We start from the raw sequence: 20493 nt of genomic DNA, 5'->3' as shown, positions 1-20493 counted from the left end.
GGCAAGCGGCGGCAGGGCGCCGCCGCCGACATCAATCAGCCCAGTGGACGCGCAGGCGCGCGCCTTCCAGGTTGATCGCGTTGAGGATCGGGTACTGCTGGGCGTCGTTGCTGTCCAACGCCTGGCGCAGCACCTGCAGCTTCTGCTTGCCGCGCAGCAGCAGCAGGCGCTGGCGGCATTGGCGCAGCCCATGCGGGGTCAGCGTGATGCGCAGCGGCCACTGGTTCGCGCCCGGGCAGCCGGTGGCATCCAGCGCCGCGTAGGGCAGGGTGCTTTCCAGTGCGCGGGCCAGGTCCTTCGAGCCGGGGAACAGCGAGGCGGTGTGGCCGTCGTTGCCCATGCCCAGTGCCACCAGGCTCGGCGGCTGGCTGTGCTGGGCCTGCAGGTTGGCGGTGTACACACATTCCGGCAGGGGTTTGCCAATGCGCACCAGCGGATCGAAATGCGCACCCTCGGCACGCTTGAGCAGGTGCTCGCGCACCAGCCATGCGTTGCTGTCGCGATCCTGCGGCGACAGCCAGCGCTCGTCGGCCAGGCTCACTTCAACCCGGTCCCAGTGCACGTCCAGTTCGGCCAGCGCCTGGTAGACCGGTGCCGGCGTGGTGCCGCCGGACAACAGGATGCGGGCGCGGCCCACTTCATTGATGTCGTGGTTGAGGGTCTGCGCCATCTCGGCGGCTACCGCTTCGATCCAGCCGTCGGCATCGCCATGGTGGATGAACTCGACGCGGTCGTCGTGGAAGGTGGGGCTCATGCGGCAACTCCAGGTGCGTCACGTTCGGCATCGGCGGCATAGGCGGCGGCGCCCAGCAGTCCGGCATGGGGATGCATCACGGCCAGCGACGGCACCCGCGCCATGATCGAAGAGAACCGCCCCTTGTGTTCGAAGCGCTGGCGGAACCCGGAGTGCTGCAGCGAATCGAGCATCTTCGGGGTCAGTCCACCGGTGAGGAACACGCCGTCCCAGGCGCCTTGGGTCAGTACCAGGTCGCCGGCAATGGCGCCGAACACGGCGCAGAACACATCGACGGTGCGCATTGCCTGCGGATCGCCATGCAGGGCGCGGGCGGTCACGTCCACCGGCTGCAGCTGGCCCGGGTCGATACCGGCCATCTCGCACACCGCGCGATGGATGTTGACCAGGCCGGGGCCACAGATCAGGCGCTCATTGGAGACGCGGCCGAATTGCTCGGACAGGATCTCCAGGATGCGGATCTCCTCCGGCGTTCCCGGCGGGAAGCTGACATGGCCGCCTTCGGTTTCCAGCGGGTAGCAGCGGCCGTGGCGCAGGATCAGGCCCCCGACGCCGAGCCCGGTACCGGGCCCGATCACCGCATAGTTGCGTGGCTGGCCCGGCTTGCCCGGGACCCAGGCGGCGCCACCGACCTGGACCACGTCCTCGGGTTGCAGCAGCGAGATCGCCATTGCCTGTGCGGCGAAGTCGTTGATCAGGTGCAGCTCGTCGAAACCGAGCATCGCCGCGGTGCGGCTGCGCGAGATCACCCACGGATGATTGGTGATGCGTGCCTCGTCACCGTCTACGCGACCGGCCACCGCGAACACGCCGCGGCTGGCGGCAGCGCCGATCTGCTCAAGGTGATAGCGGGCGGCATCGCCAAGCGACGGGAACTCCGCCACTGCGTACTCGCGGATGCTCTCCTTCAGCAATGGCGCGTCCAGCGAGGTGTCGGCCAGGGCGAAGCGGGCGTTGGTGCCACCGATGTCGGCGACCAGCACCGGCTGCGAGTTGGCACTCATGCCGACGCCTCGCTGTCCGGTGCGTCCACGCCCTGCGGCAGGAACTCCGTTGCGTTGCTCGGGCCCCATTGGCCGGCGGGATAGGGTTCCAGCGGCAGCTTGGCCTCCTTCCAGGCGTCGGCCACGCTGTCGATCCACGCCCAGGCGGCGCGCACTTCGTCGTCACGCACGAACAAGGTGTGGTTGCCGTTGAACGCATCCAGGAACAGGCGTTCGTACGCGATGCGGCGATGCAGGCCGGTCGGCACCGACAGTTCCAGTTCCAGCGGATGCAGTTCCAGCGCGCCCCATTCCGGGCCGGCCAGGCTGCTCATCAGTCCCAGTTCGATGTTCTCCTGCGGCTGCAGCTGGAACACCAGGCGGTTCGGTGCGGCCTGGGCGCGCTGCGGGCGCTCGAACAGCCAGTGGGTGACCGGCTTCAGCGTGACCACCACGCGGGTGGTGCGCTCGGGCAGGCGCTTGCCGGTGACCAGGTGGAACGGCACGCCGCTCCAGCGCCAGTTGTCGATGTGCGCGGTGACGCCGGCGAAGGTTTCCACGTCGCTGCCTTCCGGCGGCTGGTAGGCCTGCGCCGGCTGGCCGTTGATGGTACCGGCGGTGTAGCGGCCGCGGATGCTGTCACGCGCGGCGTGCCTGGCATCAAGCGGACGCAGCGCGCGCAGCACCTTGACCTTCTCGTCGCGGATGCGATCGGCTTCCAGCGAGGCCGGCGGCTCCATCGCCACCATGCACAGCAGCTGCAGGATGTGGCTCTGCACCATGTCGCGCAGCGCGCCGGAGCGGGCGTAGTAGGCGTCGCGGCCATCCACGCCTTCGCTCTCGGCCACCAGGATGTGCACCGATTCGATGTAGTTGCGGTTCCATACCGCTTCCAGCAGCGTATTGCCGAAGCGCAGGGCGATCAGGTTCTGCACCGCCGCCTTGCCCAGGTAGTGGTCGAGACGGAACACACGGTCCTCGTCGATCCACTGGCCGATGGTGCTGATGATTTCCTCGGCGCTCTCGCTGTCGCTGCCGATCGGCTTCTCCAGCATCAAGCGTGCCGGCGCGGCGAGGGCGCCACCCTTGGCCAGGCCTTCGCAGGTGGAGATGTACAGGCCCGGCGGAATGGCCAGGTAGCTGACGCACTTGCGATGCACCAGATCGGAGACAGCGGCGGCGACCGAGTCGACGTCGCGCAGGTCGACCGAACGGTAGTCGATGCGGCGCAGCAGGCCGTTGATGTCGTCCTGCGAGGCCATCGGCATGGCCTGCTGCAGGCGCGGGCGCAGGATGTCATGGAAGGCTTCGGTGTCATGCCCGGACAACGCCAGTGCGCGGATGCGGAAGTCCTCCGGCAGCAGGCCGTCGCCAAGCAGGCGAAGCAGCGAAGGGAACAGGTAGCGCTGGGCCAGATCACCTGTGGCACCGAACAGGAAGAGGGTGTCGTGCATCGCTCGAGTTTCAGATCCGGGTGACATCGTTGTCAATCGCTTCATGGCTGGGTTCGGGGGACATCCGCGCAACTGCCTGTCCGAGGTTCGTTGGGGGCGTTCTCCGGGGTACCGGAAGACCGTTCCATTCGAAACCACTACCTCGGCGGAACCTTCGTTCAACCGCCGACGCAGATCGGTGCGCACCGATCATCGGATAGTGCCACGTGAAAACGTTTACATGGCAGAATGGGCAACTGTATTCGATTGCAGTGCTCGCCGTCATGCGGCAAGCGCGCAATCATCACTGCCATCGGGAGGGCCGAGGCAGTCCCAAAAGACAGCCCGGCTTCGGGCGGACCGGATAGGTGATATGGCAAAAGTGCAGTTGCAGGGTGTGCGCAAGGTCTATGACAACGGCCAGGTCGCGGTGAAGGACGCCACCTTCGAGGTCGCCGATGGCGAGCTGATGGTGCTGGTCGGTCCCTCCGGCTGTGGCAAGTCGACCCTGCTGCGGATGGTGGCTGGCCTGGAAGAGATCAGCGGCGGCACGCTGACCATCGGTGATCGCGTGGTCAACGATGTGGCGCCGAAGGATCGCGACATCGCGATGGTGTTCCAGAGCTACGCGCTGTACCCGCACATGACGGTGGCCGAGAACCTGGCCTTTGGGCTGAAGCTGCGCGGCCATGACAAGGCCACCATCGACAAGCGCATCGCCGAGGCGGCGCAGACGCTGGGCCTCACCGAGATGATGGACAAGCTGCCCAAGGCGATGTCCGGCGGCCAGCGCCAGCGTGTTGCGCTGGGCCGGGCGCTGGTGCGCGAGCCGGCGGTGTTCCTGCTCGACGAGCCGCTGTCCAATCTGGATGCCAAGCTGCGCCACAGCGTGCGTACCGAAATCGCGCAGCTGCACCGCAAGCTGGGCACCACCATGATCTACGTGACGCACGATCAGGTCGAGGCGATGACCCTGGGCCAGCGCATCGTGGTGCTGAAGGACGGCATCATCCAGCAGATCGATACGCCGATGGCGCTGTACGATCGTCCGGCCAATCTGTTCGTGGCCGGCTTCCTCGGCAGCCCGGCGATGAACGTGCTGCGCGGCACGCTGCAGGGCGATGCCAGCGGCGTGACCGTGGTCGACGGCGACTGGCGTGCACCGCTGGGCCAGGCCATGATCGATCCGGCGTGGCTGCAGAAGCCGATCGCGGTGGGTGTGCGTCCGGAGCACCTGCAGCCGGCCAGCGCCGATGATGCGCATGCGTTCACCGCGCGCATCGAAGGCATCGAGCCGGTCGGCAACGAGATCTTCGTCAACCTGAGCAGTGGCCAGCACGCGCTGACCATGCGCGTGGCGCCGCAGGCGCTGCCGGCGGTGGGCGAGCAGATCCGCGTGGCGATCCACCCGCAGGGCCTGCATTTCTTCAGCGCGGAAACCGGCGAGCGCCTGTAACGGGTAGTGCCGGCCGCTGGTCGGCAGCCTCAACCGTGCTTGGTTGCCGGCCAGCGGCCGGCACTACCATTTCAGGCGTGCGGACCAACGGTCCGCACCCACCAGTGCAGATCCCCACCAACCTGCTTCAGCGTGCCAATCCATCCAGCAACGGCACGCGCTGCGCGATGGCATCACCCACCTGCAGGTCAGCATCACCGGCCTCCAGTGGCAGCACCGCCAGTGCCAGGTCGCCGGCCACGCAGGCGATCGTGCCCAGCGCCGCGCCGTCCTGCTGCACGCCATCGCCGGCCTGCGCCGGTGCCGCGGTATGCAGCAGCTGCACCGCGCGCTTGGCCTTGCCGAGGAAGTGGGTGCGGGCGACGATTTCCTGGCCGGGATAGCAGCCCTTCTTCACGCTGTAGCCGTTCAGACGGTCCAGGCCCAGCTGCTGCGGGGTCCACACCTCGCGCTGGCCTTCTTCCAGCCGCGGCAGCCCGTAGCGCAGGTCGGCCTGGCGCCAGGCCAGGGCGAAAGCGGCCTCATCGGTTTCGCTGCCGGCCGCAAAGGCATCGGCGGCGCCGATGCGCAGGGTGCGCGGCAGGGCATCGCTGCCCAGGTCCAGTTCCCAGCCATCACCTGCGGCCTGCGCAATCGCGGCGCCGCTGGCGGCCTCGGGCGCAGTGAATGCCCCGGCCGCCGCCAGATCATCGCGCACCAGCACCTTCACCTTGCGGCGGAACACGAAGCGCTGCAGTTGCGACGCAATCGCATCGGCATCGCCATCCGCCAGCACCAGCATCAGGTGGTCGTCGGCCAACCGCAGCAGCTGGAACACCGCCAGGGTGCGGCCCTTGGCGCTCAACCAGGCACTCCACTGCCAGTGCAGCAGGGGCAGGGCGGAGACATCGCTGCTGAACTGGGCGTGGGCAAAGACAGCCGCATCCGGGCCCTGCAGGCTCAGCAGCTGGTGGCCGGGCAGGCGCGGATATCCGACGAAAGCAGGGGGCAGGTTGTCAGGCACGTGAACGAGGTCTAAAATTTGTGCGTTGCGAGACCGAACATGATAGGCCAAACAACCCCCACTCCCGACGACGAATCTGAAGCCCCGCTGGTCCCCGCGGCACCCGTGCCCGTGGAACAGGAAAAAGCAGAAGAATTCGGCGGCCGCGGCGGACTTGATCCGGTGCGGTATGGCGATTGGGAGAAAAACGGACGCTGCATCGATTTCTGATCAGCATTGAGCCAACGCGGCCGCGTGCCGCCCAGCCGAGACAACGAGCCCAGCGAATGGCGACCAGACAACGCCCACTTTCCCCGCACCTTCAGGTGTATCGCTGGCAGATTCAGATGGCCACCTCGATCCTGCATCGAGCCACTGGCGTCTTTCTGTCTGTTGGTGCCCTCATCATCGCTGCCGGCCTGCTGGCCCTGATGATGGGGCCCGAGTCCTGGAACTGCTTCACCGGCCATGCCGGGGCCTGGTATGGCCGCGTGTTCCTGTTCGCGTGGACATGGTCGTTCGCCTATCACCTGTGCAATGGCATCCGCCATGTGGTGCAGGACTTCGCCATCGGCTTCAGCATCCCCGCCTTCATCCGCAGCAGCTGGCTGTCGGTCACCGGCAGCCTGGTGATCACCCTGCTGGTGTGGGCCTATGTGATGTTCGGAGGTGCCGCGTGAGCAAGTTCCGTACCCCGTTGAAGAACGTGCGTGGCCTTGGCTCGGCGAAGACCGGCACCGAGCACTTCGTGCATCAGCGCCTGACTGCCGCCGCGCTGGTGGTGCTGGGTATCTGGTTCCTGGTCTTCGTGCTGGGCCTGCTGGGCTCGGACTACGCGACCGCCGCCGCCGCCGTGGCCAAGCCGTGGAACGCAGTGCCGCTGATCGGCCTGCTGATCGCCATGTTCTGGCACGCGCAGCTCGGCATGCAGGTCGTGCTGGAAGACTACATCCACGAATCGCTGCTGGCCCTGGTGCTGCAGACCGCGGTGAAGTTCGTCGCCGTGCTCGGCATGATCGTCAGTGTGTTTGCGGTGGGCCGCATCGCCCTCGGCGTTGCCTGAGCCCAGGCACCTACACAGGAATCCAGATTAGATGTCCGCTTACAAGATCACCGAACACAAGTACGACATGGTCGTGGTCGGCGCCGGCGGCGCCGGCCTGCGCGCCACGTTCGGCCTGGCCGCCAAGGGCCTGCAGACCGTGTGCCTGACCAAGGTCTTCCCGACCCGTTCGCACACCGTTGCCGCCCAGGGCGGTATCTCGGCCGCACTCGCCAACATGGGCGAAGACGACTGGCGCTACCACTTCTTCGACACCATCAAGGGGTCGGACTGGCTGGGCGACCAGGACGCCATCGAGTACATGTGCCGTGAGGCCATCCCGGCCATCATCGAGCTCGAACACTACGGCGTGCCGTTCTCGCGCACCGCCGAAGGCAAGATCTACCAGCGTCCGTTCGGTGGCATGACCACCAAGTACGGCGAAGGCCCGGCGGCGCAGCGTACCTGCGCGGCGGCCGACCGTACCGGCCACGCGATGCTGCACACCCTGTACCAGCAGTCGCTGAAGCACGATGCGCGCTTCATGATCGAGTACTTCGCGCTCGACCTGATCTTCGACGACGAAGGCGCCTGCCGCGGCGTGCTGGCCCTGGACATGTCCGACGGCACCCTGCACCTGTTCCGCGCCCAGGGCGTGGTACTGGCCACCGGCGGCTACGGCCGTGCCTACTTCAGCGCCACCTCGGCGCACACCTGCACCGGCGACGGTGGCGGCCTGGCCATGCGTGCCGGCATCGCCATGCAGGACATGGAGTTCGTGCAGTTCCACCCGACCGGCATCTACGGCGCCGGCTGCCTGATCACCGAGGGTGTCCGCGGTGAAGGTGGCATCCTGCGCAACAGCAGCGGCGAGCGCTTCATGGAGCGCTACGCGCCGCACTACAAGGACCTGGCCTCTCGCGACGTGGTCAGCCGTTCGATGACCATCGAGATCCGCGAAGGCCGCGGCGTCGGCGAGCACAAGGACCACATCCTGCTCGACCTGACCCACCTCGGCCCGGGCGTGATCGACGACAAGCTGCCGGGCATCGCCGAAAGCGCCCGCATCTTCGCTGGCGTCGACGTGCACAAGCAGCCGATCCCGGTCATCCCGACCGTGCACTACAACATGGGCGGCATCCCGACCAACTACCACGGCGAAGTGGTGCAGAAGGTCGGCGACAACGACAATGCCGTGGTGCCGGGCCTGTACGCCATCGGTGAAGCGGCCTGCGTGTCCGTGCACGGCGCCAACCGACTGGGCTCGAACTCGCTGCTGGACCTGGTGGTGTTCGGTCGTGCGGTGGCCAACCGCTGCGCCGAGACCATCAAGCCGGGCGCGGCGCACAAGCCGCTGCCGGCCGATGCCTGCGACAAGGCGCTGGGCCTGCTGGACAAGCTGCGCCACGCCAACGGCGATACCCCGACCTCGGTCATCCGTGATCGCATGCAGCGCACCATGCAGGCCGACGCCGCCGTCTTCCGCACCAGCCAGACGCTGAAGGAAGGCTGCGAGAAGATGGACAAGATCTTCGACTCGTTCCAGGACGTGAAGGTCTCCGACCGTTCGCTGGTCTGGAACTCGGACCTGATCGAGACCTACGAGCTGAACAACCTGCTGCTCAACGCGGTGGCGACGATCAACTCGGCCGAACAGCGCAAGGAAAGCCGCGGCGCGCATGCGCACGAGGATTTCCCGGACCGCGACGACGTCAACTGGCAGAAGCACACCCTGGTCAGCGTCGACGAGAAGGGCAAGTGCAGCTTCGACTACCGTCCGGTGCACATGTACACGTTGACCGACGACGTGTCCGTGGTGCCGCCGAAGCCGCGCGTGTACTGATCCGACCCCGCCTACCATGCAATCCGCGCCCAAGGGCGCGGGCCGCCTGAGCCAACGAGAGCAGCCATGGCCGAGTTTTCACTCCCCAAGAATTCCAAGATCACGAAGGGCAAGCACTTCCCCGTCAAGAACGGCGGCAAGAACGTGCGCACCTTCAAGATCTACCGCTGGAGTCCGGACGACGACAGCAACCCGCGCACCGATACCTATGAAGTTGATCTGGACGCCTGTGGCCCGATGGTCCTGGACGCCCTGATCAAGATCAAGAACGAGATCGACCCGACCCTGACCTTCCGCCGCTCGTGCCGCGAAGGCATCTGTGGTTCGTGCGCGATGAACATCGACGGCACCAACACCCTGGCCTGCACCCGAGCCATCTCGGACTGCGGCAAGAAGGAAGTGCCGATCTACCCGCTGCCGCACATGAACGTGGTGAAGGATCTGGTTCCGGACCTGACCCACTTCTATGCGCAGTACGCCTCGATCAAGCCGTGGATCCGCACCCAGACCCCGGCACCGCCGGACCGTGAGCGCCTGCAGTCGCCGGAAGACCGCAAGAAGCTGGACGGTCTGTACGAGTGCATCCTGTGCGCCTGCTGCTCGACCAGCTGCCCGAGCTACTGGTGGAACGGCGAGCGTTACCTGGGCCCGGCGATCCTGCTGCAGGCCTACCGCTGGATCATCGACTCGCGTGATGAGGACACCGGTGCGCGCCTGGACGATCTGGAAGATCCGTTCAAGCTGTACCGCTGCCACACCATCATGAACTGCGCCCGGACCTGCCCGAAGGGCCTGAACCCGGCGCTGGCGATCGCCGAGATCAAGAAGCTGATGATGGAACGCCGCGCCTGATCGGCTCTGGCCGTACCCGGTAGAGCCACGCCATGCGTGGCTGTGCCACCCCAGTAGAGCCACGCCTTGCGTGGCTTTGCTGTATCTGGAGAAACACGATGGAAGAAGACGTTCTGCTGAAGAAGCTGCGCTGGCGCTGCCGCCGCGGCATGCGTGAGCTGGACCAGCTGTTCGGCCGTTATCTCGACCACGAATGGAGCACTGCGCCGACCGAGGAGCGCGAGGTTTTCCTGTTCCTGCTCGACTGCGAGGACGATAAGTTGTGGCGCTGGTTCATGGGCTATGAGGCCTGCCCGCATGCGCACGCGATCCCCCTCATGCAGAAGATCCTCGCCCTCAAGCCTTGAGTGGCGCCCCTCGCGGCTGCAGGCCGCCGCCCAGCTGGCGGTGCTGCTGGCCGCACCCTGGCTGCTGCGCGCATCGGATCTGCCGCCCAGGCTGCTGACGCCGGCGGTGTTGCTGGCCTGGGGCATCGGGTTGGCCGAACTGGCCTGGCGCCAGCGCAGGCCGCGCGTGCAGGTGCTTCTGCCGGTACCGCCCGAGCCGCTGCAGGTGGCCGGGCAGGACGTCGATGCACCACAACTGGTCGTGCGTGGGCCATGGCTGTTGTTGCTCTGGCGTGAGGATCGGCGCCGCCGGCGCCTGCTGTTCTGGCCCGATGTGCTCGATTCCAGGCAGCGACGTGAACTGCGACTGGCCGTGGCCGCACGCGGCGTTTCCCGTAGGCCCCGGTCGATGGCACCATAAGCTGAATTGACCGGCGTGCCTGCATGTTCAAACCCATTCCCGTGGCCATTGGCCTGCGCTACCTGCGCGCCAAGCGCCGCAACGGCTTCATCTCCTTCATCTCGATGGCATCGATCCTGGGCATCGCGCTCGGCGTTACGGTGCTGATCACCACCCTGGCGGTGATGAGCGGTTTCCAGAAGGAAATCCGCAGCCGCCTGCTGCAGATGACCGCGCACACCACCATCAGCCGCGACGGCGAGCCGATGCCGGACTGGATGCGCGTGGTGGACGTCGCCCGCAAGGACCCGCGCGTGGCCGGTGCCGCGCCGTACATCGAGATCCAGTCGATGATCAGCGGCCCGCGCGTGCAGGGCGCAATCATCCAGGGCATCGATCCGGCGCTGGAGCCGAAGGTGTCGGTGATCGACAAGAAGGTCACCAAGGGCAGCTATGACAGCCTCAAGCCGGGCAGCTTCAACGTGCTGCTGGGCAAAGAACTGGCGGTCTGGCTGGGCGTGGACGTTGGCGACCAGGTGCTGGTGACCTTTGCAGAAGTGCAGGGCACGCCTGCTGGCGCAGTGCCGCGGATGAAACGCTTCACCGTCAGCGGCATCTTCGAGGCCGGCTACAACGAGGTCGACCGCGGCGTCGGCTTCGCCAACATGCAGGACCTGGAGCGCGTGCTGCGTTCCGATGGCGCTACCGGCGTGCGGCTGAAACTGCACGACATGGACCGCTCGCTGGAAGTGGGTGTGGACCTGGCGCAGAGCCTCGGCGGCGCGTACCGGGTAAGTGACTGGACCCAGCAGAACGCCAACCTCTACCACTCGCTGCGCATGGAGAAGGTAGTGATGGGCATCCTGCTGTCGCTGATCATCGCCATGGGCGCTTTCAACCTGGTGTCGTCGCAGGTGATGCTGGTGACCGACAAGCAGGCCGACATCGCCATCCTGCGCACCCTTGGCCTGACTCCGGGGGGGGTGATGCAGGTGTTCATGGTGCAGGGTTCGCTGATCGGCATCTTCGGCACGCTGGCCGGCCTGATCGGCGGCATCACCCTGACCCTCAACCTGGAACGCATCCTCGGCGCCATCGAGAGCGTGTTCAACGTCAAGCTGCTGCCGGAGGATGTGTACTACATCACCGGCCTGCCGACCGACATGCAGACCGGCGACGTGCTGGCGATCACCGTGGTCGCGCTGCTGATGAGCTTCCTGGCCACCCTGTATCCCGCCTGGCGGGCAGCACGCACCCAGCCGGCGGAGGCCCTGCGTTATGAATAAGGTCTTCAACCGCGGCGACGAAGTGATCCGCGCCGAAGCACTGGGCAAGACCTACGCCGAAGGGCGCATGCAGACCCCGGTGTTCGATGGCCTGGACCTGACCGTGACCGCCGGCGAGACGGTGGCGATCATCGGTGCCTCCGGCGCCGGCAAGAGCACGCTGCTGCACCTGCTGGGCGGCCTGGACATTCCAACCGCCGGCGAGGTCTACGTGACCGGGCAGCGCATGTCGGCGCTGTCGGATACCGCGCGCGGTCTGCTGCGCAACCAGGCGCTGGGCTTCGTCTACCAGTTCCATCACCTGCTGCCGGAGTTCACCGCGCTGGAAAACGTGATGATGCCGGTACTGCTGGCTGGCACTGCGGTAGCAGAAGCGAGCAGCCGGGCCACCACGCTGCTGGAAGCGGTCGGCCTCGGCCACCGCCTGGATCACAAGCCGGGCGAGCTGTCTGGTGGTGAGCGGCAGCGTGCTGCGGTGGCGCGGGCACTGGTCAATCACCCGGCCTGCGTGCTGGGTGACGAGCCGACCGGCAACCTGGATGACCGCACGGCCGCCACGGTGTTCGAGCTGATGCTGGAACTGAATCGTGCGCGTCACACCAGCCTGGTGCTGGTCACCCACGACCGCAGCCTGGCGCGCCGCCTCGACCGGGTGCTGGAGCTGCGCGAAGGGCGCCTGCACGCACTGGCCCACGCCGACGTCTGAGGCGCCGGGGCCGCTTTGGTGGAAGCCGACCCTGGTCGGCTGCTCCTGCAGGGCAGGCGCCAACCAAGGTTGGTGACTACCGGAATCCGGGGCCTTGGGTCTGCTTTGGTAGAGGTCGGCCTTGGTCGACCGCCGACCAGCGCCTGAATGGGGCTGTCGGTCGTCGCGCCGGCGTTGCCGGCCCGGGCGCATGATGGCGACAGTTCCCCGAGGAGATCGCCATGAAGACCCCGTTCCTGGTGGCCGGACTCTGCCTGGCGCTGGCCGCGTGTGCGACCACTGGCCGGCTCAGCAGCGCCGATAAGCTTGACCTGTACCGTGCCCATGCCGGTGCGCCGCAGAACGACATGCAGTTCTTCGGCACCCTCAATGGCTGGACCGAGCTGGGTGACAGCGCGCTTGCGGTATGGACGCGTCCCAGCGAGGCCTACCTGCTGGAGTTGAGGGGGCCCTGCCAGGACCTGCCATATGCCACCGCCATCGGCCTGACCAGCCAGATGAATCGTGTTTCGGCGCGTTTCGACAAGGTGCTGGTGCGCGACCCTACCGGCGGCCCGCGCATGCCGTGCTTCATCGACAGCATCCGCAAGCTGGATGTGAAGGCACTACGCGCTTCCGAGCAGGAGCTGCGCCAGGCGCAGGTGCAGGAGCGCGAGGAAAACACGAAATAGCGCGGTAGTGCCGGCCGCTGGCCGGCATCGCGCAGATGCCAGGTTGCCGGCCAGCGCCCGGCACTGCCTGTGCGTCAGGCTTCCGGAGTGAAGCCGGCCGGCTTTTGCGCGTCCTTCTCGAACAGGAACTTGACCAGTTCGCCTTCAAGGAACGCGCGATGTTCCGGCGTACGCGGCGACAGGCGGTTCTCGTTGATCAGCATGGTCTGGTGCGCCAGCCACGCAGCCCAGGCCTGCTTGCCGATGTTGTTGAAGATGCGCTGGCCCAGCTCGCCGGGGTAGGGCACGAAGTCCAGGCCCTCGGCATCGCGTTGTTCGTACTGGCAGAAGACGGTTCGGGGCATGGCACTCACTCGTGGTTGCGGGGTTTCTTGGAAGTTCGTTTTGGCGTCTTGATCGTCGCGCCGTCGAGCAGTTTGCGGATCGGCGCGGGCAGGCCCAGCGCGGGCAGTTCATCGTAGGCGACCCAGCGCAACGTGGGTTCTTCCACGCGCAGGCCGTTCACCTGGCGCGACAGTACCTGCAGGTGCAGCCTGTAGTGACTGAAGGTGTGCTGCAGTACCGGCAGTTCCTCGGCGTCTTCCAGCGAGCCGTCGACATGGGCATCGAACCAGTCCTGCAGCACGCTGCCGGCGTCGGCCTGCGGCAGCGTCCACAGCTGCGCCCAGATGCCGGTGTCCGGCCGCTTCTGCAGCAGCACGCGCTGCTGGGGGTCGCGCAGCAGCAGGGCCACTGCTTCGCGCTCGGGCAGGGTCTTGCTGGGCTTGGGCGTCGGTAGTTCAGCGGTGCGGCCTTCGCGGCGCGCCACGCACGCGTCCTGCAGCGGGCAGATCACGCAGGCGGGTCTGGCGCGGCTGCATACGGTCGCGCCCAGGTCCATCTGCGCCTGGGTGTAATCGGCCATGCGCCCGGTCGGCACCTGCGCCACGTGCGCCTCGGCGATCGCCCACAACTGCTTCTCGATGGCCGGAAGGCCCGGGAAGCCGTCGATGCCGTGGTAGCGGCTGAGCACCCGCTTGACGTTGCCATCGAGGATCGCGAACGGGTCGTTCCAGGCCTGGCTGAGGATCGCACCGGCGGTGCTGCGGCCGATGCCGGGCAGGGCATGCAGCGCGTCGAAGTCACGTGGCAGGTCGCCGTCGTGCAGTTCCACGCAGCGCTTGGCTGCCGCGTGCAGGTTGCGTGCGCGGGCGTAGTAGCCGAGCCCGGCCCACTGCGCCATCACCGCGTCATTGCTGGCGGCGGCGAGGTCGGGCAGGGTCGGGAAGTGCTGCAGGAACCGCTGGAAGTACGGGATGACCGTACTCACCTGGGTCTGCTGCAGCATGATTTCCGACAACCAGACCCGATACGGGCTGCGCGGATGCTGCCAGGGCAGGTCGTGGCGGCCGTGGTCGTCGAACCAATGCAGCAGGTGGGCGACGAAGTCGTCGGTCTGCATGGTTCCGGCGCTGGCGTGCGGCTGGCGGGGCATCGGTATTCCGGAGGTGGGCAGCCACCCATGGGGTGGCTCTACCGGGCTGCAGTAGAGCCACGCCAAGCTTGGCTGCACGGTCTATCAGGCACCCAGCGCTTCGGGCAGCAGGGCGTCAACGAAGGCTTCCGGATCGAACACACGCAGGTCTTCCGGGCGCTCACCGATGCCGGCGAAGCGGATTGGAATGCCGAACTCGCGGGCCAGCGCGAACACCACGCCGCCCTTGGCAGTGCCGTCCAGCTTGGTCACCACCAGGCCGGTCACGTTCACCGCGGCATTGAACTGGCGCAGCTGCGACAGCGCGTTCTGGCCGGTGGTGCCGTCGATCACCATCAGTACTTCGTGCGGTGCAGTGGCGTCGATCTTGCCGAGCACGCGGCGGATCTTGCCCAGCTCGTTCATCAGGCCGGACTGGGTGTGCAGGCGGCCGGCGGTATCGGCGATCAGCACCGAGGTGCCGCGGGCCTTGCCGGCCTGCAGCGCATCGAATGCCACCGAAGCGGCATCGGCGTTCTGCCCTTGGGCGACCACGGCCACGCCGTTGCGCTCGCCCCAGGCCTGCAGCTGTGCGACGGCGGCGGCGCGGAAGGTGTCGCCGGCGGCCAGCATCAGGCTGTGGCCTTCATCCTTGAAACGCTTGGCCAGCTTGCCGATGGTGGTGGTCTTGCCAACGCCGTTGACGCCGACGGTCAGCACCACGAAGGGCTTGGCATTGCGGTCGATCACCAGCGGCTTGGCCACCGGCTGCAGGATCGCGATCAGCTCGGCGCGCAGCGCGGCCAGCAGCGCATTTGCATCTGCGAACTCGCGCGACTTCATGCGCTTGCGCAGCCCCTCGACCAGGTCGGTGGTGGCACCCACGCCGACGTCGGCGGTGATCAGGGCGGTTTCCAGCTCGTCCAGCAGGTCGTCGTCGAGTTTTGGGTTGCGCGAGAACAGGCCACCGAAGCTGCGCGCGATGACGCTGTTGCGCAGGCGTTCGCGCCAGCCGGGCTTGCCGGAAGGTGCCGGAGCAGCGTCGACCGAGGCGGCAGCAGGCAGGTCGTCGGTGACCGGTGCCGGGGTGGGCTCGGGCACCGGTGCGGGTGCCGGTTCGATGGCCGGGGTCGCGATGGGGGCGACGTCGATCTGCGCCGTGGGCGCAGGAGCTGCCGGAACCGGTGCGGCTGGGGCCGGAATCACCGGGGTGGGCTCGACAGCGACCGGAACGGCGACTGCCGGGGGCGGCTCGACCGGTGCACGCTCGGCCGGTACGGCTACCGGTGCCGGCTCCTTGTCCTCGGCCGGTGCGGCCGACGGAAACGCCGCCGCCAGCTCTTCAGCCGAGTAGTGCTGGGTCTTGGGTGCCTCCGTTGCGGGGGCATCCTGGGGCTTCTTGCGGCGGAAAAAACTGAGCATTGGCAAAAGGCGCTGAAATCAGAGGGATATGCTACCACTCAGGCCTGTCGGGCCGATGTGGACTCAAGGTCGCGGCCGGCCGGCCGTTAACCGGTCCGGAGGGCTGCGCAGGGCGGTCCGGAGACCGCCATGAACAACGTGATGGGAATCGCCCTCGGCGGGATGCGTGCGGCCCAGCAGGGCGTGCAGGTGGCCGCGCACAACGTGGCCAACCTGGCGACTCCTGATGCCCAGCGCCTGCAGCTGCAACGCAGTACGCTGGAGCAGGGCGGGGTGCAGGCCGCGGTGACCCCTACCGGCACCGATGTCAGTGCACCACTGGGTGATCTGCTGGCAGCGAAAGCCGAGGTGGTGGCTTTCGCTTCCAACGCCGCGGTGATCCGACGCCAGGACCAGATGCTCGGCTCGCTGCTGGATCGCGAGGCCTGAACCCGCTCGCCAGGTGCCAACCGCCGCCTGTGGTGGGTGCCAACCTTGGTTGGCACGCTCGATCCGCCCTGGCAGGTGCCAACCAAGGTTGGCCTCTACCAGAGCATCGCCGGGCCATGCCCGGCGGCCACCTTGTCGATCAGGCCGACAGCTCCAGCAGCAGCTTGTTCAGACGCGCCACATAGGCGCCCGGATCCTTCAGGCTGTCGCCGGCGGCCAATGCAGCCTGGTCGAACAGCACCCGGCCCAGATCGTCGAAACGCGCGCCATCGGCTTCAGCATCCAGCTTGGCGATCAGCGGATGGCCCGGGTTGATCTCCAGCACCGGCTTGCTGTCCGGCACCTTCTGCCCGCTGGCTTCCAGGATCTGGCGCATCTGCAGGCCCAGGTCCTGTTCGCCGATGGCCAGCACCGCCGGCGAATCGGTCAGGCGGTGCGAGACGCGCACGTCGGCCACGTCATCGCCCAGCACCGTCTTCAGTCGCTCGACCAGGCCCTGCTTGTCCTTGGCCGCTGCTTCCTGTTCCTGCTTGTCCGCTTCGGTTTCCAGCACGCCCAGGTCGAGGTCGCCGCGGGCGATGTCGACGAAGCCCTTGCCGTCGAAATCGGTCAGGTAGCCCATCAGCCACTCGTCTATGCGGTCGGTCAGCAGCAGCACTTCCACGCCCTTCTTGCGGAACACTTCCAGGTGCGGGCTGTTGCGCACCTGGCTGTAGCTCTCGCCGGTCAGGTAGTAGATCTTGTCCTGGCCTTCGGCCATGCGGCCGAGGTAGTCAGCCAGCGACACGTTCTGCGCATCGCCGTCGCCACGTGTGGAGGCGAAGCGCAGCAGGCCGGCCACCTTCTCGCGGTTGTTGTAGTCCTCGGCCGGGCCTTCCTTCAGCACCTGGCCGAATTCCTTCCAGAACGTGGCGTACTGCTCCGGCTTGTCTGTGGCCAGCTTTTCCAGCATGTCCAGCGAGCGCTTGGTCAGCGCGGCCTTCATCGAATCGATGACCGGGCCGGACTGCAGGATCTCGCGCGAGACGTTCAGCGACAGGTCGTTGGAATCGACCACGCCCTTGATGAAGCGCAGGTACAGCGGCAGGAACTGCTCGGCCTGGTCCATCACGAACACGCGCTGCACGTACAGCTTCAGGCCCTTGGGGGCATCGCGGTGATACAGGTCGAACGGCGCGCGGCCGGGCACGTACAGCAGCGAGGTGTATTCCAGCTTGCCTTCGACCTTGTTGTGGCTCCATGCCAGCGGATCGCTGTGGTCGTGTGCCACGTGCTTGTAGAACTCGGTGTACTCGGCGTCGCTGATCTCGGTGCGCGGGCGGGTCCACAGCGCGCTGGCGCGATTGACGGTTTCCCATTCGACCGCGGCGCCTTCTTCGCCACCTTCCTTCGGCATCTGGATCGGCAGGCCGATATGGTCCGAATACTTCTTGAGGATGCCGCGCAGGCGCCAGCCATCGGCGAAGTCGTGCTCGCCGTCCTTCAGGTGCAGCACGATGCGGGTGCCGCGCTCGGCCTTGTCGATGGTGGCCACTTCGAAATCGCCTTCGCCGCGCGAGGTCCAGCGCACGCCTTCGCCTGCAGCCAGGCCGGCGCGGCGCGAGGTCACTTCCACTTGGTCTGCAACGATGAAGGCACTGTAGAAGCCGACGCCGAACTGGCCGATCAGCTGCGAATCCTTTTTCTGGTCGCCGGACAGCTGGCGCAGGAAATCGCCGGTGCCGGACTTGGCGATCGTGCCAAGGTGGGCGATGGCTTCGGCGCGGCTCATGCCGATGCCGTTGTCTTCGATGGTGATGGTGTGCGCGGCGGGGTCGAAGCTGACGCGCACGCGCAGCTCGCTGTCACCTTCAAGCAAGGCCGGCTGGGTCAGGGCCTCGAAGCGCAGCTTGTCGGCAGCGTCAGCGGCGTTGGAGACCAGCTCGCGCAGGAAGATCTCCTTGTTGGAGTACAGCGAGTGGATCATCAGCTGCAGCAGCTGCTTGACTTCGGTCTGGAAGCCAAGGGTTTCGGTCTGGGTGGTCTCGGTCATCGATAGGGCTCCATGTGCAATGCCGCGCCAGCGCGTGCGGCCTCGCCAAGGGGTATGGCTGATTGTCCCGAAATCAAGGGTTGGTCGGCAGGGCTTGCAGCCCTGCACCTGCAGAGGCCGATGCAACAGCAACATCAACAGCAGCAGCGGGCTATCCGTGGGATGGCGGGGCGGTGTGGGTTGGCAGGACACGCCGTGAACCCATCCATGGGGGCTCGATGGCGCCATCCATGGCGCCAACGGTCCTGCCAACCCACACCGCCCCGCCTCTGACAGGTTCACGCGGCTGTTGGCAGGTGTCGACCTTGGTCGACACATCTGTCAGATATCGATACATCAAATGGGGTCAGATCCGTTTTCCGCAGGAAAACGGATCTGACCCCAAGAGACCTTCCGGCAGATCGCAGGAAACTGTCGAAGGCGGGGTGGGGCAGGTTGTGGGGGTGTCCGCGGCATGGATGCCGCGGCCAAGCCCCCATGGACGGGTTTACGGCGTCCCCCACAACCTGGCCCACCCCGCCTACCCACAGGAAACCAGCTTTTGCCGTTGCTCTGGCTGTTGCTTCGGCCTCTGCGGGTTCCGGGCGCCGCCCGGACGACTACAATCCCGCTCATGCTGAAATTCTCGAATGAACCCCGCCGGGGGCGCCAATGAGCGGCCGTGGGGGCAACGACGGCCAGGTCCGCATCATCGGCGGTCGCTGGCGCAATACCCGCCTGCCGGTGCCGACCCTTCCGGGGCTGCGGCCCAGCAGTGACCGCGTGCGCGAGACCCTTTTCAACTGGTTGATGCCCAGACTGGGCGGCGCGCGGGTGCTGGACCTGTTCGCCGGCAGTGGCGCGCTGGGCCTGGAGGCGGTCTCGCGCGGTGCCGCCCACGCCACCCTGGTCGAGCGCGACGCGCAGCTGGGACGCAACCTGACCGCGGCCGTGGCCAAGCTCCAGGCCGCCGACCAGATCACCGTGGTGCAGGCCGATGCCCTGCGCTGGCTGCAGGGCGCGCCCGCGCAGCAGGCCGATCTGGTCTTCATCGACCCGCCGTTCGCCGATGGCCTGTGGCAGGACGTGCTGGCGCAGCTGCCGCGGCACTTGGCCGCCGATGCCTGGCTGTACCTGGAATCGCCGGCCGGCCACGTGCCGGTGCTGCCGCCGGACTGGCTGCTGCACCGCGAGGGCGGCACCCGCGAGGTGCGCTTTGCCCTGTACCGCCGCGCCACTGCTACACTTTGACCTCATCTGAACATCTGCATCCGCCCATGACCGTGGCCAACCGCCGCATTGCCGTCTATCCCGGCACGTTCGACCCGATCACCAACGGTCATATCGACCTGGTCAGCCGGGCCGCGCCGCTGTTTGAAAAGGTCGTGGTGGGCGTGGCGCAGAGCCCGTCCAAGGGCCCGGCGCTACCGCTGGAGCAGCGCGTGCAGCTGGCGCGTGGCGCACTCGGCCACCATGGCAACGTCGAGGTCATCGGCTTCGACACCCTGCTGGCCCATTTCGTCCGTTCGGTCCAGGGTGGGGTGCTGCTGCGCGGCCTGCGCGCGGTGTCCGACTTCGAGTACGAGTTCCAGATGGCCAGCATGAACCGCCACCTGATCCCCGAGGTCGAGACCCTGTTCCTGACCCCGGCCGAGCAGCACAGCTTCATTTCGTCCTCGCTGGTCCGCGAGATCGCGCGCCTGGGCGGCGACGTGTCCGGCTTCGTGCCGGCCGCGGTGCTCGAAGCCCTGCGCAAGGTCCGCGAAGCGAAGGCGGCACAGTCGTAAGCCCCGCTGTACCCGCACCCCATTACGTACAACACCACGCACCATTCCGGGAGGAAACCCATGAACACCACCATGCGCGCGATGCTGATCGCTTCGTTGGCCCTGGCCTTCACCGCCTGCAAGAAGGAAGAGGCCGCTCCGGTCGACGAGGCCAAGCAGGCTCTGGTCGCCCCGGCCAAGGATGATGATGCAGGCTGGAAGAAGTACCTGCAGGAAGTGGCCATCCAGAACATGGGCAATATCACCAACAGCCCGTTCCTGTACTACCTCTCGCCGGAATCGGACCCGGACTTCCAGGCCAAGTACGAGCGCCAGACCGAGAGCGCGACCCAGGCCGTGGCCCGTGGCGTGCAGCCGGGCAACATGCTGGCCTTCGGTTCGTCGGCCTCGGGCAAGATGGCTGACATGATCCAGGCCGTGTTCAAGGACGTGTCGCCGGATTCGATGAAGGGCGTGCGTGTCGTCTTCATCGGCCAGTCGGCCGACAACGCCCGCGTGCAGGCTGCCATCCAGCCGACCGGTGCCGAGTACATTTTCGTCGAAGCCAAGTAATACCGAGCCATGGCGGCCATGCTCCGGCATGGCCCGGGCGGCGTCCTGCAAGGGCGCCGCCGATGACCTGACCGGCCCGCGCGCCCGCGCTGGCCGGTCCTTTGT

General features: G+C 66.9%; 23 protein-coding genes. 15 read left to right on the top strand and 8 right to left on the bottom strand.

Annotated features, from left to right (window positions below; all coding sequences use genetic code 11):
• Positions 1-31 precede the first annotated feature (31 nt).
• The 3 genes from pgl to zwf are packed head-to-tail and all read right to left on the bottom strand — an operon-like array spanning position 32 to position 3191.
• Entirely contained in the window at positions 32-754 is a 723-nt protein-coding gene (gene pgl, locus AC5P7E_RS14005) for a 6-phosphogluconolactonase (protein WP_005412970.1), read from the bottom strand.
• A complete protein-coding gene (gene glk / locus AC5P7E_RS14000) occupies positions 751-1758 on the bottom strand; it encodes a glucokinase (RefSeq protein WP_062606063.1) in 1008 nt (335 codons plus the stop codon). The genes pgl and glk overlap by 4 nt, the downstream gene beginning before the upstream one ends.
• Positions 1755-3191, bottom strand: coding sequence for a glucose-6-phosphate dehydrogenase (zwf, locus tag AC5P7E_RS13995; protein WP_005409072.1), 1437 nt, complete (start codon positions 3189-3191; stop codon positions 1755-1757). Before zwf ends, glk begins: the two co-directional genes overlap by 4 nt.
• 352 nt (positions 3192-3543) lie before the next feature.
• Between zwf and AC5P7E_RS13990 the strand changes: the two genes are divergently transcribed.
• A complete protein-coding gene (locus AC5P7E_RS13990) occupies positions 3544-4626 on the top strand; it encodes an ABC transporter ATP-binding protein (RefSeq protein WP_099527503.1) in 1083 nt (360 codons plus the stop codon).
• Positions 4627-4753: 127 nt separating this feature from the next.
• Here AC5P7E_RS13990 and ygfZ read toward each other — a convergent pair whose 3' ends face one another.
• A complete protein-coding gene (gene ygfZ, locus AC5P7E_RS13985) occupies positions 4754-5629 on the bottom strand; it encodes a CAF17-like 4Fe-4S cluster assembly/insertion protein YgfZ (RefSeq protein WP_005409074.1) in 876 nt (291 codons plus the stop codon).
• Between the two features lie 39 nt (positions 5630-5668).
• Here ygfZ and AC5P7E_RS13980 point away from each other — a divergent pair, with 39 nt between their 5' ends.
• The 10 genes from AC5P7E_RS13980 to AC5P7E_RS13935 all read left to right on the top strand — a co-directional run bounded on the left by AC5P7E_RS13980 (position 5669) and on the right by AC5P7E_RS13935 (position 12734).
• A complete protein-coding gene (locus tag AC5P7E_RS13980) occupies positions 5669-5839 on the top strand; it encodes a DUF1674 domain-containing protein (RefSeq protein ID WP_005409075.1) in 171 nt (56 codons plus the stop codon).
• Positions 5840-5895: 56 nt separating this feature from the next.
• Entirely contained in the window at positions 5896-6288 is a 393-nt protein-coding gene (gene sdhC / locus AC5P7E_RS13975) for a succinate dehydrogenase, cytochrome b556 subunit (RefSeq protein WP_005409076.1), read from the top strand.
• Positions 6285-6671 (top strand): succinate dehydrogenase, hydrophobic membrane anchor protein, encoded by a 387-nt coding sequence (sdhD, locus tag AC5P7E_RS13970; protein WP_005409077.1) that lies wholly within the window; start codon positions 6285-6287, stop codon positions 6669-6671. The genes sdhC and sdhD overlap by 4 nt, the downstream gene beginning before the upstream one ends.
• Before the next feature lie 31 nt (positions 6672-6702).
• A complete protein-coding gene (sdhA, locus tag AC5P7E_RS13965; protein ID WP_114618649.1) occupies positions 6703-8493 on the top strand; it encodes a succinate dehydrogenase flavoprotein subunit in 1791 nt (596 codons plus the stop codon).
• A 66-nt stretch (positions 8494-8559) separates the two neighbouring features.
• Entirely contained in the window at positions 8560-9345 is a 786-nt protein-coding gene (locus AC5P7E_RS13960; RefSeq protein ID WP_005409079.1) for a succinate dehydrogenase iron-sulfur subunit, read from the top strand.
• 98 nt (positions 9346-9443) lie between these two features.
• Positions 9444-9692 (top strand): FAD assembly factor SdhE, encoded by a 249-nt coding sequence (locus AC5P7E_RS13955; RefSeq protein ID WP_005409080.1) that lies wholly within the window; start codon positions 9444-9446, stop codon positions 9690-9692.
• Positions 9643-10092 (top strand): hypothetical protein, encoded by a 450-nt coding sequence (locus AC5P7E_RS13950; RefSeq protein WP_049451041.1) that lies wholly within the window; start codon positions 9643-9645, stop codon positions 10090-10092. Before AC5P7E_RS13955 ends, AC5P7E_RS13950 begins: the two co-directional genes overlap by 50 nt.
• A gap of 23 nt (positions 10093-10115) precedes the next feature.
• The gene (locus tag AC5P7E_RS13945; RefSeq protein ID WP_114618650.1) at positions 10116-11357 is read left to right on the top strand and encodes a lipoprotein-releasing ABC transporter permease subunit; all 1242 of its coding nucleotides are present in this window, start codon (positions 10116-10118) and stop codon (positions 11355-11357) included.
• Positions 11350-12063, top strand: coding sequence for a lipoprotein-releasing ABC transporter ATP-binding protein LolD (gene lolD, locus AC5P7E_RS13940; protein ID WP_005409083.1), 714 nt, complete (start codon positions 11350-11352; stop codon positions 12061-12063). Before AC5P7E_RS13945 ends, lolD begins: the two co-directional genes overlap by 8 nt.
• Before the next feature lie 221 nt (positions 12064-12284).
• Entirely contained in the window at positions 12285-12734 is a 450-nt protein-coding gene (locus AC5P7E_RS13935) for a DUF6491 family protein (RefSeq protein WP_114618651.1), read from the top strand.
• A 74-nt stretch (positions 12735-12808) separates the two neighbouring features.
• On the opposite strand, the gene AC5P7E_RS13930 is transcribed toward AC5P7E_RS13935, so the two are convergent.
• The 3 genes from AC5P7E_RS13930 to ftsY form a co-directional block, all read right to left on the bottom strand.
• The gene (locus AC5P7E_RS13930; RefSeq protein ID WP_005409085.1) at positions 12809-13078 is read right to left on the bottom strand and encodes an oxidative damage protection protein; all 270 of its coding nucleotides are present in this window, start codon (positions 13076-13078) and stop codon (positions 12809-12811) included.
• Between the two features lie 5 nt (positions 13079-13083).
• Positions 13084-14208: an A/G-specific adenine glycosylase gene (gene mutY / locus AC5P7E_RS13925; protein ID WP_005412977.1), complete on the bottom strand. Its 1125-nt coding sequence runs from the start codon at positions 14206-14208 to the stop codon at positions 13084-13086.
• An 84-nt stretch (positions 14209-14292) separates the two neighbouring features.
• A complete protein-coding gene (gene ftsY, locus AC5P7E_RS13920) occupies positions 14293-15609 on the bottom strand; it encodes a signal recognition particle-docking protein FtsY (protein WP_114618652.1) in 1317 nt (438 codons plus the stop codon).
• 129 nt (positions 15610-15738) lie between these two features.
• Between ftsY and AC5P7E_RS13915 the strand changes: the two genes are divergently transcribed.
• Entirely contained in the window at positions 15739-16038 is a 300-nt protein-coding gene (locus AC5P7E_RS13915) for a hypothetical protein (protein WP_114618653.1), read from the top strand.
• A gap of 139 nt (positions 16039-16177) precedes the next feature.
• On the opposite strand, the gene htpG is transcribed toward AC5P7E_RS13915, so the two are convergent.
• Positions 16178-18070, bottom strand: coding sequence for a molecular chaperone HtpG (htpG, locus tag AC5P7E_RS13910; protein ID WP_114618654.1), 1893 nt, complete (start codon positions 18068-18070; stop codon positions 16178-16180).
• Between the two features lie 651 nt (positions 18071-18721).
• On the opposite strand from htpG, the gene rsmD reads away from it, so the two are divergent.
• The 3 genes from rsmD to AC5P7E_RS13895 are packed head-to-tail and all read left to right on the top strand — an operon-like array spanning position 18722 to position 20388.
• On the top strand, positions 18722-19300 hold the full coding sequence (rsmD, locus tag AC5P7E_RS13905) for a 16S rRNA (guanine(966)-N(2))-methyltransferase RsmD (protein WP_049461091.1): 579 nt from the start codon (positions 18722-18724) through the stop codon (positions 19298-19300).
• A 26-nt stretch (positions 19301-19326) separates the two neighbouring features.
• Positions 19327-19836 carry a pantetheine-phosphate adenylyltransferase gene (gene coaD, locus AC5P7E_RS13900; RefSeq protein ID WP_005409091.1) on the top strand — a complete coding sequence of 170 codons (510 nt, stop codon included), beginning with the start codon at positions 19327-19329 and terminating at the stop codon, positions 19834-19836.
• 60 nt (positions 19837-19896) lie between these two features.
• Positions 19897-20388 carry a hypothetical protein gene (locus AC5P7E_RS13895; protein WP_005409092.1) on the top strand — a complete coding sequence of 164 codons (492 nt, stop codon included), beginning with the start codon at positions 19897-19899 and terminating at the stop codon, positions 20386-20388.
• Positions 20389-20493 lie beyond the last annotated feature (105 nt).

It is taken from the genome of Stenotrophomonas sp. YJH_SMC_25 (assembly GCF_059369595.1).
Note: the sequence above shows the minus strand (reverse complement) of the source record. Positions and strands in the feature narration are given on the sequence as shown.